Consider the following 16033-nt stretch of genomic DNA (forward strand, 5'->3'; position numbering starts at 1 on the left):
GGGAAATGCGCTGATTTGTAGGAACTACGACGTGGGCGCTAGTGTCCACGAGCCTCGCGGCCTGTCAAGTTTTTGGAGGTCGGAACGAACCGCGAGGAGGATGGATGGAAAAGGGACGTGTTGCCGCGCTCGACGCTGGACGGGCGCTCGCGATCGTCGGGGTGGTCGGCGTACACCTGTCGTTTCAGTTTCCCAATTTGCCTGGAACCGTGACGTCGATCGCACGGATGGGGCAGTACGGCGTGCAACTGTTCTTCGTGATCAGCGCGATCACGATCTTCATGACGCTCGAAGTGGATCACGCGCGCTGCGCCGATGCGCGTCATGTCACGCTGCGCTTCTACATCAAGCGCTTCTTTCGTATCGCGCCGCTGTATTACGCGGCCATCGCCGTCTATGGGCTCATCAGTTACGGTGCGACACAATCAGGCATCGAGCGCGCGTGGATACTCGGCGCGCATGGCCCGATGGATATCCTCCTTAACCTGGTGTTCCTGCATGCGCTCTCGCCGACGGCCATCAATAACGTCGTGCCGGGAGGCTGGTCGATCGGCGTCGAAATGCTGTTCTACCTGATTGCGCCGCTGCTGTTCTTCGTCGCAGTGGACCGCACGCGCTTGATGCTGGCCACGGTCGTCTTGCTGGCCATATCACTCGGCGTGATGTCGATGAGCGAATGTCACGGCACGCTCGAATGCAATGTCGCCAACAATACCTTCGGCTATTTCTGGCCACCGGTGCAGGGGCCGTGCTTCATCGTCGGCATGTGGGCATGGTATGCGTTCCGCTCGCATCTGCTGGGGGCGTCCGCTGTCACCCGGCGCGTGTGCCTGATTTACTTTGCGCTCGCCATTGCCTTCGCGCTCGTGACGGGCGCGCTCGGCGTCTGGTTCGACAAGGCGCATGCGCTTGCACCCATCGCAGCAGCGTGCAGCGCGGTGGCGTTCCTGCTGTTCGTGTGTTCGCAGCAGGCACGCAGGCAGCGGGGCACGCCGCGCACCGCCTCTCGCGAGCGTTTCGCGGGATTACGGCGTTGCGCCGCCGCTCTGGGACGCGAAAGCTATGGCATTTATCTATGGCACTTCATCTGCGTCTACCTGACGTTCCATTTTTTCGATCGCGTCTTCGGGCAGAAGAATGGCGAGACGTCCATTGCGCTGTTCGGCACGACGCTGGTCGGCGTCCTGGCCGTCTCCTATGCGCTGTCGCGCGCGTCGGACCGGCTGATCCAGGGACGCGCCACGCGATTGTGCCGACGCCTGCTGGCAAGCGTCGACCGGCGCTTTCACCTGACGCGTGAAGCCCCGGCATCAGCGTCGAAATAGCTCGTGACAGACACCCGGCGCCCCCTTAGCCGATACAACGCGATACTCGCCACGAGCGTGATGGCTTCAGTGAGTGCGACGGTCATCCAGATGCCGCGCGGACCGAGCCATGCGGTCAATAGCCATAACATCGCGAGCAACAGCAGCCAGCTGCGCATGAGCGCCACGAGCATCGATGCGAGCGGCGCCTCGATGGCAGTCAGGTAGCCGCTGATCGCGACGTTGATCGCGGCGGGCACGAAGGCCAGTGCGCACCATGGCAAGGCCTGATGCAACAGCGCTTGCGCAGCGGAGTCATTGGGTACGAAGAGGGCGCCGAGCGGTTGGGCAAGCGCCAGGCAGGCGAGCGCGGCAAGCACCGCGAAGCCGGCAGTGACGACGAGCCCGGTGCTGAACGCGCGTGATACCGCTTGTGCATTGCCTGCACCGCGCTGGAAGCTCACGATCGGCTGCATGCTTTGCACCAGTGCGACCATCGTGACCGCGGCGATCATCGTCACGTACTCGACGACCGCGAACGCGACCAGCCCGGTATCGCCGAGCGCACGCAATATCGCGTGATTGAAGGCGAAGATCGTGACGCTGGGCGCGATCTCGCCCAGGAACTCCGACGCGCCGTTATACGCCATGCGCCACGCATGTCCTGGCGCTGCGAAAGCCCGCGCGACAGGACGCACGCGGCGCGCGCGGACGACGTGATACGCGAACATCGGCACGCACGCCAGCGCCTGACTGAGCCCTGATGCCCAGGCCGCGCCGCGCATGCCCCATTGCAGATGACCGACCATCCACCAGGTCAGCGCGACATCGGCGATACCGCCCGCGATCAGGCAGGCGAGACCGAACTTCGCCGCGCCCTCGATGCGCAGGAAGAGTTCGAGCGCATAGCAGGCGGTGGGAAACAGTACGAAGGGCGCATAGGCATGCAGGAATTGCGTCGCGAGCACGGCCAGATCGCCGCGCGCGCCGGTCAGGCGCACGAAGGTATCGGCGTGCAGGAGAATCGCCAGCGCGAAACCCGCGCCGCACGCGCCTAGCAGCCATAGCGCCTGGGTGAAGGCTTCGGCTGCTTCGCGTTCGCGCTGTTCGCCGAGCAGTCGTGCGACGAGCGTGGAGCCGCCCACGCCGATCATCACACTGAATGCATAAGGCAAATAGAGCAGGGGAACCAGCAGATTCAGCGCGGCCAGCGCATCGGCGCCGATGTATCGTCCGATGAAAATGCCGCTGATAACCGAATGCATGCAATAAACCCATGCAGCGAGCACCGTCGGAACGGCGAGCTTTGTGAACTGCCGGAACAGGGAATCGTTTGACGAATGCATGACAACATGACCAGACGTGACTCGCGGGGTGCGTCAAGCGGAGCACGCGACCTTTCGGTCATGCGCGGCGAGGCAATGACATGGCACGGCGGGCGCAAGCGGAGGCCTTTCGGGCGACAGGACTGCGCCACGCGTTCTGGCGGCGCGAGATCACGCCAGCGGGCTCGACAGCAACAGGACATGCGCGATTGCATCTTGCATGCCGAATATGAAATTCATTTTGCATCGGTGACGATGCAGGCATTCGAGCGCAGCGCGAAAGAAGAGGTTCCTCAAGACGTCCCTGAAGACAGGCGTAACCGAATCATGATTCGCATGCAGTATTCAACCAGCGAGTAATGTGCAAGTCAGCTTCCCGACGCTTCCATCGGCCGGTCGGGTTTGTCGCGCAAGCCATACGCTGTCAGCATCCGATACAGCGTGACGCGCGAGATGCCCAGTTCGTCGGCGGCTTCCCCCAGACGTCCCCGATGGCGCAGCAAGGCCACTTCAATGGCCTGCCGCTCGGCGCCTTCGCGCGCCTGTGCGAGTGTCATTGGCGCGGCCTCGGCATACTCGCCGAGTTCGAGGTCGCTGGCGAGAATCTGGCGTCCTTCCGACATGACGATGGCACGGCGCACGCGATTGATCAGCTCGCGCACATTGCCGGGCCAGCCGTAGTTATGGAGCGCTGCGATCGCACAGGGGGAGAAGCCGCGCAGGCGACGGCTCGCATCCTTGCGAAACCGTTCGAGCATATGGTTCGCCAGCAGTTCGATATCCTTGCCGCGCACGCGCAACGGCGGCTCGTCGATCTGCAGCACGCACAGACGGTGATACAGGTCCGCGCGAAAACGTCCTTCGATCATCGCGGCCTGCATGTCGACGTGCGTGGCCGAAATGATGCGCACGTCGACGTCCGTCGAGTCCTGCCCGCCGAGCCGTTCGATCTTGCGTTCCTGCAGGAAGCGCAGCAGGCTGGCCTGGCTCTCGAGCGGCAAGTCGCCGATTTCATCGAGGAAGAGCGTGCCGCCGTCAGCCGCTTCTACCCGGCCGATCTTGCGTTGATTCGCACCGGTAAAGGCGCCGCGCTCATAGCCGAAGAGTTCGGATTGCAGCAGGTGCGGCGGAATGGCGCCGCAGTTGATCGCCACGAAAGGCTGTTCGCGCCGCACGGAACGCTCATGAATCGCCACGGCCGTGAGTTCCTTGCCGGTGCCGGATTCGCCGGAGATGAACACGGGCGCGTCGGTCATCGCGACTTTGCGGACCGAGCGATACAACGCCATCATGGCGTCGCACGAGCCCACCATGTCGCCTTCCATGCAGTCGTCCTTGCGGATGTCGCGGGACGCATTGTCGTGCAGCGACACCATGCCGTACGCGTGCCCCACGGCATCGACCAGACGATCCGCCGCCGACGGCACGGTCACATAGTCGAAGCAGAAGTCGCGGATGAGGCGGCAGATCTCAGGGCTTTCGACGTAATCGGCATCGACCGTCGCCACCCAGCCCACCTGGTAGGCGGCGAGCATTTCGCTCAGGAGCGCGGGTTCGTTTGCGAAGCCGCGTCGGGTCAGATCGACGATGCCCGCCGCCGCACGCTTGCCTTGCTTCGAGGCTTTGGACGGCTTGGCCGGATCAATGCGTTCGATGGTCCAGCCACGTGCATGCAACCGCTCGGAGAGTTCTTCCGATACCGTGCGGCCTGCGTAATAGAGCGTTCTAGTTTCCCCGTGCATGGCTGTTGTTCCCGTTCTTATATATGCAGAAGCAAGTATGCATTGGAATGCATCGTGACGACACGCCTCGCAAACGATAAGCAGAATTTGAATGTTTGCATTGGTCGGCGGATTCCGATTAATAAATGCAAGGCATTTATTGCTATACGTACGTTCGTAGCGGGCAAGCCTTGCAGCCAATGGCTGCCGCCATGGCGAAGATGCCGTAGTGATGGCGCAGTTCGCCGACTGCCGCGCGGCTCACCCGTGAATAAAATTTGGCGGCCCACGAAATATCAGATAATTATCAGGTTGCCGCAATTTGCGTTTGCGGGCTGCACAAAGCAGGCGTAAAGTTCATCAATGTTTATCGTCTGACGAATTTCCCGCGAAATATGGACACAGCCGAAAACTCTCCTTCCGTCTTTCAGCCGCGCTTGCTTCTCGTGGACGACGACCCGGCGATGATTCGCATCATCGGCGAGATGCTCGCGGAATGTCCCGATCAACGCTTCGCCACCACCGGCGAGGCCGCGCTGGCCCTGGCGCGCGAATCCACGCCGGACCTGATCCTGCTGGACGCCAATCTGCCGACCATGACCGGCTTCGACGTGTGCGAAATCCTCAAGCACGACGCGAAGCTGTCGCGCGTGCCCGTGATCTTCGTCACGAGTCACGATGCGCCGGCGCTCGAAGTCGATGCCTTCAACATGGGCGCATCCGATTACGTCATCAAGCCGCTGGTCGCCTCGCGTTTGCAGGCACGCGTGCGCGCGCAACTGCGCTTGACGGACCGCGCGCTGCACATGCGGGCCCGCGCGCATGAAGCGAATGCGCAGGCATCGGCTTCGGCGGCGGGGCCAGGTGTGCGCTTGCTGGGCATCCTCGGCAACGATACGGCGCTGGCACAACGTGATGCGCTCGAAGCGCTCGGTGCGCTCGATGTCCTCACGGATCGCGAGGCCGCGCTGAATCTCATCGCGCGCGGCGAACCGGACGCCATCGTGCTCGATTCCCGTTGCAGCAACGCACCCGGCGAAACGGAAGCGCTCGAACAGACCGTCCGCGCCTTGCTTGCGCCGAATCCGCTGGTGCCGCTCATCGTGCTCGCCGATGCCTGCGACGCCGACACCGAACGCCGAACGCTCGATGCAGGCGCGGCCGATGTCATCGCGAAACCCGCGAAGCCCGCGGTGCTGCAAGCGCGCGTGCGTGCGGCGCTCGCTTCTGCCCGTCGTGCGCGTGAAGCGCTGCGTGCGGCGTTGGAGGCGTCGGCGGGTGCGAGCGTTCATCCGTTTCCCGTGTACGTGCGCGACCCGCGCGGCAGCTGAGCCACGATCGTCGCCTGTGTCGCCTGTGTCGCCTGTGTCGCCTGTGTCGCCTGTGCCGCCTGTGCCGCCACGGCGAAGCGCGCGCGTCCCGCGCGTTTCGCGTCATAGAGCGCATCGTCGGCGGCCTTGAGCAGCATGTCGGGCGTGCTGCCGCGCGCTGGCCGCATGCACGCCACGCCGACGGAAATCGTCACGCGCGTCTCCACGTCCGATGAAGCATGGCCGATGTCGAGCGCACGCACGCCATCGACGATGCGTTGCGCTATGCATTGCGCGCCTGCGAGATCGGTGTTCGGCAGCAGACAGGCGAACTCCTCGCCGCCATAACGCGCAAGCTTGTCGTAGGGGCGGCGCAGCGCATCCGCCAGCGCCTTCGCGATGGCCTTGAGACAGGCGTCGCCGGCCAGATGACCGTAGTGGTCGTTGAAGCGCTTGAAGCAGTCCACGTCCACCATCAGCAAAGCAAGCGAAGTCTCTTCGCGCGCGCATTGGCGCCAGTCGGCGTGCAGGTCTTCATCGAACTTGCGGCGGTTGGACACGCCCGTGAGTCCGTCGAGCAGGGCGCTGGCGCGCAGCAGGTCGCCCTGGAACTTGATGGTCAGATGCGTGCGCACGCGCGCCCTCGTGACCACCGGGTTGATCGGCTTGCTGATGAAGTCGACGGCGCCCAGTTCGAGCGCCTTGACTTCATCGTCCGCGCGATCCTGCGACGTGATGAAGATAACGGGTACGTCGCGCGTGAGCGGATCGGCCTTGAGGCGGCGGCAGACTTCGTGTCCGTCGAGATCGTCCATGACGACATCGAGCAGGATCAGGTCCGGCGTTTCGGTCTGACATAGCTGAAGTGCCTGCGCGCCGCTTGTCGCCATGAAGATATCGCAATCGTCGTGCAGCAACTCGTAGAGCACGCGAATGTTGAGCGGCTGGTCGTCGGCGATCAGGAGCTTCGGACGACGGTTCGCATGCAGCAGCCAGGTTTGCAGCAGCGCTTCCATGTCAGACCTGCTCCAGCATGTCGCGCGCGATCTTCGACGCACGCTCGAAGTCGAGCGCCCTGACGCGCGCGAGGAAATGCTCGAAGTCCTCGCGCTGCCCGTTGGGCGCATGGGCCGACAGGTTCTCCGAGAGCGCGATGGCCTGCAGGTTCGATGCTTCGAGCAAGTTCACGATGGCCGTCAGACGCGCGCGCCAGTCTTGCTCGTCGAGCGATTGGGGCTGTGCGGGTTCCTGTGACGGCGGCGTCGCGTGCTCGAATGCCTGCGTCAGTTGATCGACACTCGATGCGAGCAAATGCTGCATGCGTGGAAGTCCGGAGCGGATCGAGGCGAGCGCGCGGTCGTGGTCATCGCGGTGCAGAAGATCGCTTTCGAACTGGCTCGCAAGCTGCGCGAGCGCCATGGCGCCCACCGTGCCCGCGCTGCCCTTGATGGCGTGCAGGACCGAGGCGGCGCCGTTCGCGTCGTGATCGGCGAGCCTTCCGGCCAGAAGGGCCAGTTGCGCTTCGGCTTGCGCGCCGAAGTCGCCGACTACTTGATGGATCAGATCCAGATTGCCGCCGAACCGCGCGATGATCGAGGCGCGTGCTTCGATCATCGATCCCGCGTCCGATCCGCTCGCCGCTTCAGTGTGCGCCTGCGCGCGCAGCACGGCGACGAGCCGCTCCACGTCGATCGGCTTGCCGACATGATCGTTCATGCCCGCTTCCAGGCAACGCTCGCGATCCGCGCCGGATGCATTCGCGGTCATCGCGATGATCGGCAGCGCGTCGAAGCGACTGTCGGTGCGAATCAACCGCGTGGCCTCCAGCCCGTCGAGATCGGGCATCTGCACGTCCATCAACACCGCGTCGAACGGCATATCGCCCGCGCACACGCGCTCCACGCCTTTACGTCCGCCTTCCGCCAGCGTGACGTGCGCGCCCTCGGCGCGCAGCAGGCCTTCGGCGACCTGACGGTTGAGCGCGTTGTCTTCGACCACCAGCAGCTTCATGCCCGCGAGGCGCTGCGCGCTTGCGGCATCACGACGCGCCGGCGCACGGGCCGGTCGCGTGCCTTCCGGTCCGGGCAGTGCCGCGCGAATTGCGTTGACGAGTTGCTTCGGCGTGACGGGCTTCGTGAGGAAGCCAGCGAAGGGCGCCGTGCCTTCCTCCTGCGATTCACGCAAGGTCTCGCGGCCAAATGCCGTGACGAGCAGCACTTGCGGCGGCGGAGCGCTGCCTGTCATCGTGCCGATGAGCCGGGCGGCGTTCAGGCCGTCGAGGCCCGGCATGCGCCAGTCGAGCAAGGCGATGTCATAGGGCGTGGGGCCGCGCGCGGCCTCGCCGATACGCTCCACTGCCTCGATGCCGCTCGTGACCACGTCGGCCTGCCAGCCCAGTGCACGCACCGTGCGCGAGAGGATTTCGCGGGCGATTGCGTTGTCGTCGGCGATCAGGATGCGCGCACCATGTTCGAAGACCGGGCTTTCGTCACGCAGCGGTACAACCGCGCGCTCGACACCGAGCGTGATATCGAACCAGAAGCGGCTGCCTTCGCCGACACGGCTTTCGACTTCGATCCGGCCACCCATCATGCCGATGAGGCGCGTGCAGATGACGAGCCCGAGTCCCGAGCCGCCATAGCGTCGCGAGGTCGAAGCTTCGGCCTGCGTGAAGCCTTCGAAGATGCGCTCCATCTGCTCCTCGCTGATGCCGATGCCGCTGTCGCTCACCGAGATGCGCACGCGCGCTGTTTCGCCGGCCGCGTCGCGCGACCTGTCGAGAAGATGCATGCTGACGACGATCTCGCCGCTCGACGTGAACTTGAGCGCATTGCCCGCCAGATTGATGAGCACCTGTTGCAGCCGGAAGCCGTCGCCGATCAGCATGTCGGGCACGGCAGGGTCGAGATCGAACAGCACTTCGACATCTTTCGCGCCCTGATTCCCGGACAGTACGACGCCCAGTTCCTCCAGCAGTTTCTCCGGCTCGAACGGGTGATTGTCCAATTGCAGCTTGCCGGCTTCGATCTTCGAATAATCGAGGATGTCGTTGAGCAGGTTCAGCAGTGACCGGGCCGCCATTTCGGCCTTGCCGATGTAGTCCTGCTGCCGCAGATTGAGCGCGGTGGACTGCACCAGATGCAGCATGCCGAGCACCGCATTCATCGGCGTGCGGATTTCGTGACTCATGTTCGCGAGGAACGAGGACTTTGCCGCGCTGGCGGCATCGGCCTGTTCCTTCGCGTTGCGCAGATGGAACTCGAGTTCGTATTGGTCCGTGATGTCGTAGTTCACGCCCGTCATGCTCAGGGGCTTGCCTTCGGCATCGCGTTGCGTGCGCAGCCCGCTCTGGATGCGGCGCGTGGTGCCGTCGGGCAGGACGATGCGGAATGGCGGCAGGGCATCGGCATCACCTGCGGCCACGGCGCGCAGGCCGGCATCGATGCTCTCGACATCCTCGGCATGGATGCGGCGGCGCCAGTGTTCGAAATGCAGGCCGTTGTCCTGCAGTTGCGGCGGGTATTGATAGATGTCGAACATGCGCGCGTTCCAGTGCAGCTTGTCGGTGGCGAGATCCCACGACCAGATGCCCAGTTCGGCGATGTCGGCGGCAAGCAGCAACTGGTCGCGCGCATCGGCGAGTTCGCCGCGCTCCTTCTTTTGCCGCGAGATATCGGTAATGACAGATACAAAATGCAAAGCACCATCGAGGCGCATCGCGCCGGTCGATACATGCGCCGGGAACGAAGTGCCGTCCTTGCGCAATCCGGAGAGCTCGCATTCGGCCGTCGCGACGCCCGACGTGCCCTTGAATTGCACTATGTATTCGTTATACGCGTCGAGATGAGGCGGCGGCACGAGCACGCGGATGTTCTGCCCGATGATCTCGCTCGCCGCGTAACCAAACACCCGTTCGCCGGCGGAATTGAAGGAGCGGATCGCGCCGCGCTCGTCGACGGTGATGATCGGGTTGATCGCCGTGTCGAGCACGGTGCGCGTGGTGGCGAGACTGCGCGCCAGTTCCTGCTCGGCGCGCGTGCGTGCGTTGATCTGGCGCACGAGGGTCGAGCCGAACAGGGCCAGCACGAGCGCCAGCATCCCGGTGACGGCGGCATGCCAGAGGGTGTCGCGCCACCATGGCGCGATGATCTCGTCGCGCGACAGCGCTGCCGCGACGAACAGCGGATAGTCCGGCAACTCGCGGAAACTGTTCAGGCGCGTGATGTGGTCCTGCGACGAGCTGATCGTGAAGACACCCGAGCGGCCTTGTTCGAGGTGCGCGCGGAACAACGTCGTGTCGACCACGTTCTTGCCGACGAAACGGTCCTCGAACGGACGGCGCACGACCATCGCGCCGGAGTTCAGCACGAGCACGGCCGCGCCGTCCTCGCCGAGATCCAGGCTTTCGTAGAAGCTCGAGAAGAAGGTCACGTTGAGCGTCGCCAGCGCCACGCCCGCAAAGCTGCCATCGGGCGCATCGATGCGGCGGGACACCGGCACGATCCATTTGCCTGTCGAACGGCTCTGCACCGGCACGCCGATATGCGTTCCCTGATCCGTATGCGTGCGGTGGTATTCGAAATACTCGCGGTCGGAGTTGTTGAAGCGTTGATCGAGCACCGGTTGGGAGTTGACGATCCAGGCGCCACTCTTGTCGTAGATGAAGAGGCCGTTCAACTGCGGCAACTGCTCGACCCGCGCGACGAGCGAGCGATGCAGGCGCGCCAGCGACTCGGGGCCGGTGCCGTCCTCCTCGACGCGTTCCACCATGCCGAGCAGCGTGACATCGGCTTGCCTGAAGGTGTCGTTGGCGTGCTGCGCCATCGCGCGCGCGAGGTTGGACGTGGCGGTTGTCATCTCGTCGAGCTGGGCGCGACGCGCGGCGAGACTGCGCCACACGTCGGTGCCGATCAGCAGCACGCAGACCGCGACGATGAACACCGTCATCCTGGATGTGAGCGAATGACGACCGGGACTGAACAAGCCGTTTATCTCCGAGTGAGCGTGGCAAAGGGCACGCCGGGGCGCAAGGACCGAAGGCTGCCGTATCTTATCGCGCCCTTCGCAGATGGCCGGCTGGCGCGCCGGCCGGGGCGTTGCGCGGCTGTTCAGGCTGTTTACGGCACCCGCGCGAAGGAGCTTGATCCCCAATTTCGGGAATTTTCCTCGTGCATTTGCGGTTTGAATGGCTGGAAGCAAATGACGAACGACCGTCGACGTGTTGGTCACGCACAGACTTTCAGGTTTGAAAGCGTTGGCCGAGGTCCGACACGGCGCTGCTCGATCGCGCTCTGAAGCCTTGCTGGACAGGGGTTTCGCGGAACTGGCACGGCTGGTGCATTGGAATGCCGACACCCGCCGCCTCAGCGACTTCCTGATCGAACCCAAGCATCAGTGAATCATTGAATCCATCGCTCTGCCGGCATTGAAACGCATGACCTGCTGCCGAAAGTGGAGTGAACCATGTTGGGAATCCTGATCGACGTGTCCAGAGAAATCCTGTTGCCCCATCTGATCTGCTGGATTCATGTGCTGCTCAACCGCGCCGAACACGGCCGGCGCGATGCCTGGCTGGAGTCGTGCGCCGACATCGGCGAACTCGAACGGCGCATGCGCGCATGCGATCAGACGGACGCCTGACTTCATCATCCATCTATCCGTCCACCATGTTGATGACTTCGAAGAACGATAAAGCTGCCGTTTCCGTGATCGCCCTGCATTGCTCCGGCTCGGGCGCAAACCAGTGGCGTCCGTTGCGCGAGACGCTTGCCTCGATGAATCCGCATCACGAATTCTTTGCACCCGAGCACTACGGCTGCGACGGCGTCGGTCCGTGGAGCGGCGAGCGCGCCTTCACGCTGGCGGACGAAGCGGCCCGCACGGTCGAGATCATCGACCGTCGTCCGGGTCAGGTCCATCTGGTCGGTCATTCGTATGGCGGCGGCGTGGCGTTGCGCGCGGCGCTCGAACGGCCGCGGCACGTGGCGAGCATCACGCTCTACGAGCCTTCGGCATTCAACCTGCTGAAGGGCATGGGCGCAGACGGCGCGCGTGAGTTTGCCGAGATTCTGGCGATTGCGTCGCGCACGGCGGAGGGCGTCGTTGCCGGCGATCTGCTTGGCGCCGCTACGGCCTTCGTCGATTACTGGGGCGGAGAAGGCGCGTTCTCGGCGTTGCGGCCCTCGGTGCAGGCGATGCTCACGCGCTGGGTGCCGAAGGCGCCGCTCGACTTTCGCGCGCTGATCCACGAGCCGACGCTGCCCAGCGCCTACGCGAAGCTGCGCATTCCCACGCTCGTGATGCGCGGCGAACACGCGCCCCCGCCGACGCGGCTCATCGCGGAGATCCTCAGTACGCTGATGCCCGTCGCGCAACTTGTGACTGTGCCCGAAGCCGGGCACATGGGTCCGCTCACGCACGCGGACGCGGTCAACGCGGCGATTGCCCGTCACATCGCGCAGTGCGGCGAAGCGCTCGAGAGCCTAGCCGAGTAAGCCGTCGCGCGAAGGGCCGGTGCTGCCCTGACGCTGGATGAGTCTGGCGCGAAACCAGAAGGTCCAGGCGAGCAGGCCGCCGTACATCGCGTAGCTCACGACAGGCGACACGACCAGATAGCGTTCCACCGGCCAGGTCCACGCGAACCAGAAGCGCAATGCGGTTTCAGCAGTCAGCCCGATGCCCCACACGAGCGTCATGAGCCGCAGCGAGCTGCGCAGGCTGGCGCTGTCATTCCAATAGGCTTCGAAGCGCTCTGCGCCGTTTTCCTGTTCGCGCGTGACGGTGGCGCGCGCCAGATAGAAGATCAACGGGCGCTTGAACAGGAGCGAGAAGAGGAAGACGATGCCCGTGGCTCCCGCGGCGAGCGATTCACGCACGAGCAGGATGCGGGGACTGCCGCCCAGCGCGAGCAGCACGATGGACAGCGCAATGCCGAACAACACCAGTGCGGAGAGCGCGTCGACGCGCCTCGAGCGCGCAAACTCGGCGAGACTCCAGACGAGCGGCGGTGCCGCCGATGCGTACAGCGCACCGACATCGCCCCAGTAGGGCAGTGCGAGCCGGTAGGCGAGCCACGGCAGCAGAAGATTGGCAGCGAGTTCGAGCAGGAGGCCGGGCTTGATCTTTTTCATGAGCTCGCGGAAGGGAATCGCGCGGTGCGCGAGAACATCTTGACCTTGAGCCCAGTATAAAAGATCAGCCGTGCCGGAATAGGGGAGATTGACCGCCCGGCGTGCGGGCGGCCTTGAGTCGAGCCTCGAACGAAGACTTACTTCCTGCCCGCCGCAGCGGCACCGTTTGCGCTATTCACGCCATTGGCCGTGCCCGCGTTGGCGGCGTTGGAGTTATACGTCGAGTTGTTGTTATAGCCGGGATTCGTCGTATTACTGTTGGCACTGTTCGAATAGGCGTTGTTGTTCGAGCGCAGAGGCTTCGGCTGCAGCGTCTGATTGATGATGCCCATCTGGCCCATCTTCTTCGCGGCCTGGCTGTCGGCGCTGGCCGCCGATGCAAAGCACAGCCCGGCCGCGCCGGCGATCAACGCGATGTACATGGCGCGTCGCGATGCGCGCGTGGGATCTTTCTTCATGACCGCCTCCTGTTTGGCGCTTGTCGTGTGAGCAAGCATGTGAACGCGCGATGAGCGCGTGGCAAGCACATAAGCATATAGGGTCGTGCAAGCTGAATGCCCGGTACAGAAAGGGTTTTGCCTAGGTGATTCATCGGATGTGAGGCATGCGTCAAGCGTCCTGAGCAGCTTCTTTCAGCGCCTCGGCGAGCAGGCGTGCGTGCGGTGTCAGCGCGTCGAAGTCGCGTGCGCACAGGTGCAGGCGCCGTGTGGCCCATGGCTCCGAAAGCGGCACGATGGCGAGCTCCGGCCGTTCGAGCATCCGCGCCGAGGCCTCCGAGAGAATCACGAGCCCGATGCCCGCCGCCGCGAGCATGCCGACATTGTCGATGCTGCGCATGCGGATGCGATAGTTGATCTGCCGCCCGATCCGTGAGGCGCGCTCGGCCAGATGCAACTCGAGCGCGGCGTCGGAGAGGCCGACGAACGATTCTCCGACGATCTCCGCGAACGCCACCGCGCGTTCGCCTGCTATCCGATGAGACCGGTGCGCCACGACGACCAGTTGATCCTGCGCGATCAGATGGGTCTGGAGCATGCCGAGATCCGTCGTATCGGAGACCACGCCGAGATCGGCGCGACCCTCGGCGATGATCTGCACGATGTCGACGCTCGGGCGTTCATCGAGGTCGATGGAGAGATCGGGGTAATCAGCGAGGAAGCGCGCGAGCCTTGGCGGCAGCAAGGCCGCGAGTGCGGCGGTATTCGAGAGCAGCTTGATGCGGCCTTTGAGGCCGGTGGCGAAGGACCGCAACTCGCCGCGCATCTGCTCGACCTGACCGAGGATCGCTCGTGCGTGGCGTGCGAACGCTTCGCCGGCTGCGGTCGCCTGCACCCCGCGCCGATTGCGCTCCAGCAGCGGCGCACCGAGCGCCGCTTCCATGCCCGCGATGCGTTCGCTCGCGGAAGCCAGCGCGAGATGCATGGCCTGCGCGCCCGCCGTGATGCTGCCGCGCTCGATGACGGTCAGGAACAGGCGCATGTCAGTGAGGTCGAAACGCATGACGCATGCTTCGGCGGAACCGAAGTCTCACATTGGAAATGCCAGATTGTAAGCGTGCGGTCCTGCCGATAGCATCTGTCGCATGCAATCCATTCTTCTCGTCAGCGGCGCAGGGTTTCTCGCGGGCGCCATGAACGCACTGGCCGGCGGGGGCTCGTTCGTCAGCCTGCCTGCGATGATCGCCGCCGGCTTGCCACCGGTTCAGGCGAACGCTTCGAGCACCGTTGCGTTGTTTCCCGGCGGCGTGGTGAGTGCGTGGGCATATCGCGACGGGCTCGGGCCAGTCGGCTCGGTGTCCATCCGCAGGATGCTGGTCGTGACGTTGATCGGCGGCTTCGTCGGGGCGGCGCTGCTGCTGTGCACGTCGTCGAAGACTTTCTCCTTCGTGCTGCCCTGGTTGCTGCTATGCGCGAGCATCACGCTCGCCTTTGGACGCAGGCTCGGCGAAACCTTGAGGCGCCGCTGGCATATTGGCGCTTCTGCCGTGCTGTCGATTCAATTCGTGCTTGGCGTGTATGGCGGCTACTTTGGCGGCGCCGTCGGCATCATGATGATGGCCGTCTGGGGACTGCTCGATGCGCGCGATCTGAAGAGCCTCAATGCGCCGCGCACGCTGCTGGTGAGCGCGGCCAATTCGGTCGCGGTGTTGACTTTCGCGGCGGCGCAGGCCGTGCGCTGGCCCGAAACCATCGCCATGCTGCTCGCGGCGATGCTCGGCGGCTATGGCGGCGCGCAGCTCGGCCGGCGCGCGCCGGCGCAACTGATCCGCGCGGGCACCTTGGTCGTCAGCGCAGGCATCACGATCGCGTTCTTCGTGAAGACCTACGCACCGATGCTGTTCCACCGATAAAGCCTGTCCCGATGCACGGAGGCGATCATGATTCCTGCGCTGCTTGAAACCCTCGGTGCGCTGTCCTTGCTGGTGAGCGTGCTGGCAAAGATCGCCTGGCTTTGCGATGACCCCCAGCGTGAAGCGAAAGTCCCACATGGTGTGCGTTTGCGGCAAACAGCACGGCAGGTCCGACGCTCAATGCGAGCCGGGAGCCAGGCCAGGAAGGCCCAGCGCGCTGCGCGCCGCCTCATAGTCGCGGATGAAGCGCGGATCGTCGTCCATTTCGCGCGTCATCCAGCGCGTGAGGTCATCGCGGCAGGCAGGGTCGGCGATATCCGTGAAGCATGGCGAATTCGCCGACATCATGCTCGCGGCCCAGTAGAAACCGAATAGCGCCTGTTTCTCTGCCGGGTCCATCGTGATGGCGTGCGGATCCTTGCCGGAGAACCAGTGATCGAGCTTCGCCGCAAGCGATGCTTCGGTCTCATGGCTGTCATAGGAGAAGACATAGCCGCCGCCGGCCTGAGCCGTATGGAAGTCGTTGAGCACGACCGAGGAAGCAAAGCGCACGGCGCGCGAATTCAAGGCGAATGATTGTGCGTGGGTATCGCAAGCGGCAAACCACAAGGCGACGAGCAATGCATGTGTTTTCTGCCGTACGCGTGCGCGGCATTTTTTCCGATCGCTTGCCTGAATCACGAGAAATAGAGGAAAGAATTTCGCCTTGGTGCCGGAAGGGCCAGGCTAAAAATCATATTAATTCTACGGATTTCCGCCGCTTGCCGTGTGAAACGGAAGACTGGCACGTTGCATGAGACAGATTTGGCCAAGCCTGCAACGCCGCTCCGGCGTTCCGTTTTCCGCTTGTCAATGTAAAACGGCCCTTGCGGGCCGTTTCGTGCCTGAAGGCT

General features: G+C 64.0%; 14 protein-coding genes. 6 read left to right on the forward strand and 8 right to left on the reverse strand.

Annotation, left to right across the window (positions count from 1 at the left end):
- Nucleotides 1-104: 104 nt before the first annotated feature.
- Nucleotides 105-1325 (forward strand): acyltransferase, encoded by a 1221-nt coding sequence (locus QCE63_RS22655; RefSeq protein ID WP_309836140.1) that lies wholly within the window; start codon nt 105-107, stop codon nt 1323-1325.
- Here the strand turns inward: QCE63_RS22655 and QCE63_RS22660 are convergent.
- Nucleotides 1286-2650: an MATE family efflux transporter gene (locus tag QCE63_RS22660; RefSeq protein WP_309836142.1), complete on the reverse strand. Its 1365-nt coding sequence runs from the start codon at nt 2648-2650 to the stop codon at nt 1286-1288. The genes QCE63_RS22655 and QCE63_RS22660 overlap by 40 nt on opposite strands.
- A 347-nt stretch (nt 2651-2997) precedes the next feature.
- The gene (locus QCE63_RS22665; RefSeq protein WP_309836143.1) at nt 2998-4371 is read right to left on the reverse strand and encodes a sigma 54-interacting transcriptional regulator; all 1374 of its coding nucleotides are present in this window, start codon (nt 4369-4371) and stop codon (nt 2998-3000) included.
- A 443-nt stretch (nt 4372-4814) separates the two neighbouring features.
- On the opposite strand from QCE63_RS22665, the gene QCE63_RS22670 reads away from it, so the two are divergent.
- Complete coding sequence (locus QCE63_RS22670; RefSeq protein ID WP_404990167.1) at nt 4815-5681, forward strand: response regulator; 867 nt, start codon at nt 4815-4817, stop codon at nt 5679-5681.
- Here the strand turns inward: QCE63_RS22670 and QCE63_RS22675 are convergent.
- A complete protein-coding gene (locus QCE63_RS22675) occupies nt 5639-6676 on the reverse strand; it encodes a diguanylate cyclase domain-containing protein (RefSeq protein ID WP_309836145.1) in 1038 nt (345 codons plus the stop codon). The genes QCE63_RS22670 and QCE63_RS22675 overlap by 43 nt on opposite strands.
- Nucleotide 6677: 1 nt before the next feature.
- Complete coding sequence (locus QCE63_RS22680) at nt 6678-10643, reverse strand: response regulator (protein ID WP_309836148.1); 3966 nt, start codon at nt 10641-10643, stop codon at nt 6678-6680.
- Nucleotides 10644-10878: 235 nt separating this feature from the next.
- Between QCE63_RS22680 and QCE63_RS22685 the strand changes: the two genes are divergently transcribed.
- From QCE63_RS22685 to QCE63_RS22695, 3 genes are all read left to right on the forward strand, one after another.
- Nucleotides 10879-11058 carry a hypothetical protein gene (locus QCE63_RS22685; RefSeq protein WP_309836149.1) on the forward strand — a complete coding sequence of 60 codons (180 nt, stop codon included), beginning with the start codon at nt 10879-10881 and terminating at the stop codon, nt 11056-11058.
- Between the two features lie 65 nt (nt 11059-11123).
- Nucleotides 11124-11300, forward strand: coding sequence for a DUF3563 family protein (locus QCE63_RS22690; protein ID WP_309836151.1), 177 nt, complete (start codon nt 11124-11126; stop codon nt 11298-11300).
- 32 nt (nt 11301-11332) lie between these two features.
- Nucleotides 11333-12154 (forward strand): alpha/beta hydrolase, encoded by an 822-nt coding sequence (locus QCE63_RS22695; RefSeq protein WP_309836153.1) that lies wholly within the window; start codon nt 11333-11335, stop codon nt 12152-12154.
- Here the strand turns inward: QCE63_RS22695 and QCE63_RS22700 are convergent.
- From QCE63_RS22700 to QCE63_RS22710, 3 genes are all read right to left on the reverse strand, one after another.
- A complete protein-coding gene (locus QCE63_RS22700; RefSeq protein ID WP_309836154.1) occupies nt 12143-12790 on the reverse strand; it encodes a VC0807 family protein in 648 nt (215 codons plus the stop codon). The two genes, QCE63_RS22695 and QCE63_RS22700, sit on opposite strands and share 12 nt — an antisense overlap.
- A 137-nt stretch (nt 12791-12927) precedes the next feature.
- Nucleotides 12928-13248 (reverse strand): hypothetical protein, encoded by a 321-nt coding sequence (locus QCE63_RS22705; protein WP_309836155.1) that lies wholly within the window; start codon nt 13246-13248, stop codon nt 12928-12930.
- A gap of 151 nt (nt 13249-13399) precedes the next feature.
- Entirely contained in the window at nt 13400-14290 is an 891-nt protein-coding gene (locus tag QCE63_RS22710) for a LysR substrate-binding domain-containing protein (RefSeq protein WP_309836157.1), read from the reverse strand.
- A gap of 82 nt (nt 14291-14372) precedes the next feature.
- Between QCE63_RS22710 and QCE63_RS22715 the strand changes: the two genes are divergently transcribed.
- Complete coding sequence (locus tag QCE63_RS22715; RefSeq protein WP_309836158.1) at nt 14373-15140, forward strand: sulfite exporter TauE/SafE family protein; 768 nt, start codon at nt 14373-14375, stop codon at nt 15138-15140.
- Between the two features lie 177 nt (nt 15141-15317).
- On the opposite strand, the gene QCE63_RS22720 is transcribed toward QCE63_RS22715, so the two are convergent.
- Nucleotides 15318-15707, reverse strand: a complete 390-nt coding sequence (locus QCE63_RS22720) for a hypothetical protein (protein ID WP_309836160.1) — start codon at nt 15705-15707, stop codon at nt 15318-15320.
- Nucleotides 15708-16033: the final 326 nt, after the last annotated feature.

Source organism: Caballeronia sp. LZ065 (genome assembly GCF_031450975.1).
In the GTDB taxonomy this organism is placed as follows: domain Bacteria; phylum Pseudomonadota; class Gammaproteobacteria; order Burkholderiales; family Burkholderiaceae; genus Caballeronia.

Excerpts from the sequence above, each read along its gene's own strand:
- QCE63_RS22655 (WP_309836140.1), top strand. The coding sequence starts at position 105 with ATGGAAAAGGGACGTGTTGCCGCGCTCGACGCTGGACGGGCGCTCGCG.
- QCE63_RS22660 (WP_309836142.1), bottom strand. The coding sequence starts at position 2,650 with ATGCATTCGTCAAACGATTCCCTGTTCCGGCAGTTCACAAAGCTCGCC.
- QCE63_RS22665 (WP_309836143.1), bottom strand. The coding sequence starts at position 4,371 with ATGCACGGGGAAACTAGAACGCTCTATTACGCAGGCCGCACGGTATCG.
- QCE63_RS22670 (WP_404990167.1), top strand. The coding sequence starts at position 4,815 with ATGATTCGCATCATCGGCGAGATGCTCGCGGAATGTCCCGATCAACGC.
- QCE63_RS22675 (WP_309836145.1), bottom strand. The coding sequence starts at position 6,676 with ATGGAAGCGCTGCTGCAAACCTGGCTGCTGCATGCGAACCGTCGTCCG.
- QCE63_RS22690 (WP_309836151.1), top strand. The coding sequence starts at position 11,124 with ATGTTGGGAATCCTGATCGACGTGTCCAGAGAAATCCTGTTGCCCCAT.
- QCE63_RS22695 (WP_309836153.1), top strand. The coding sequence starts at position 11,333 with ATGACTTCGAAGAACGATAAAGCTGCCGTTTCCGTGATCGCCCTGCAT.
- QCE63_RS22700 (WP_309836154.1), bottom strand. The coding sequence starts at position 12,790 with ATGAAAAAGATCAAGCCCGGCCTCCTGCTCGAACTCGCTGCCAATCTT.
- QCE63_RS22705 (WP_309836155.1), bottom strand. The coding sequence starts at position 13,248 with ATGAAGAAAGATCCCACGCGCGCATCGCGACGCGCCATGTACATCGCG.
- QCE63_RS22710 (WP_309836157.1), bottom strand. The coding sequence starts at position 14,290 with ATGCGTTTCGACCTCACTGACATGCGCCTGTTCCTGACCGTCATCGAG.
- QCE63_RS22715 (WP_309836158.1), top strand. The coding sequence starts at position 14,373 with ATGCAATCCATTCTTCTCGTCAGCGGCGCAGGGTTTCTCGCGGGCGCC.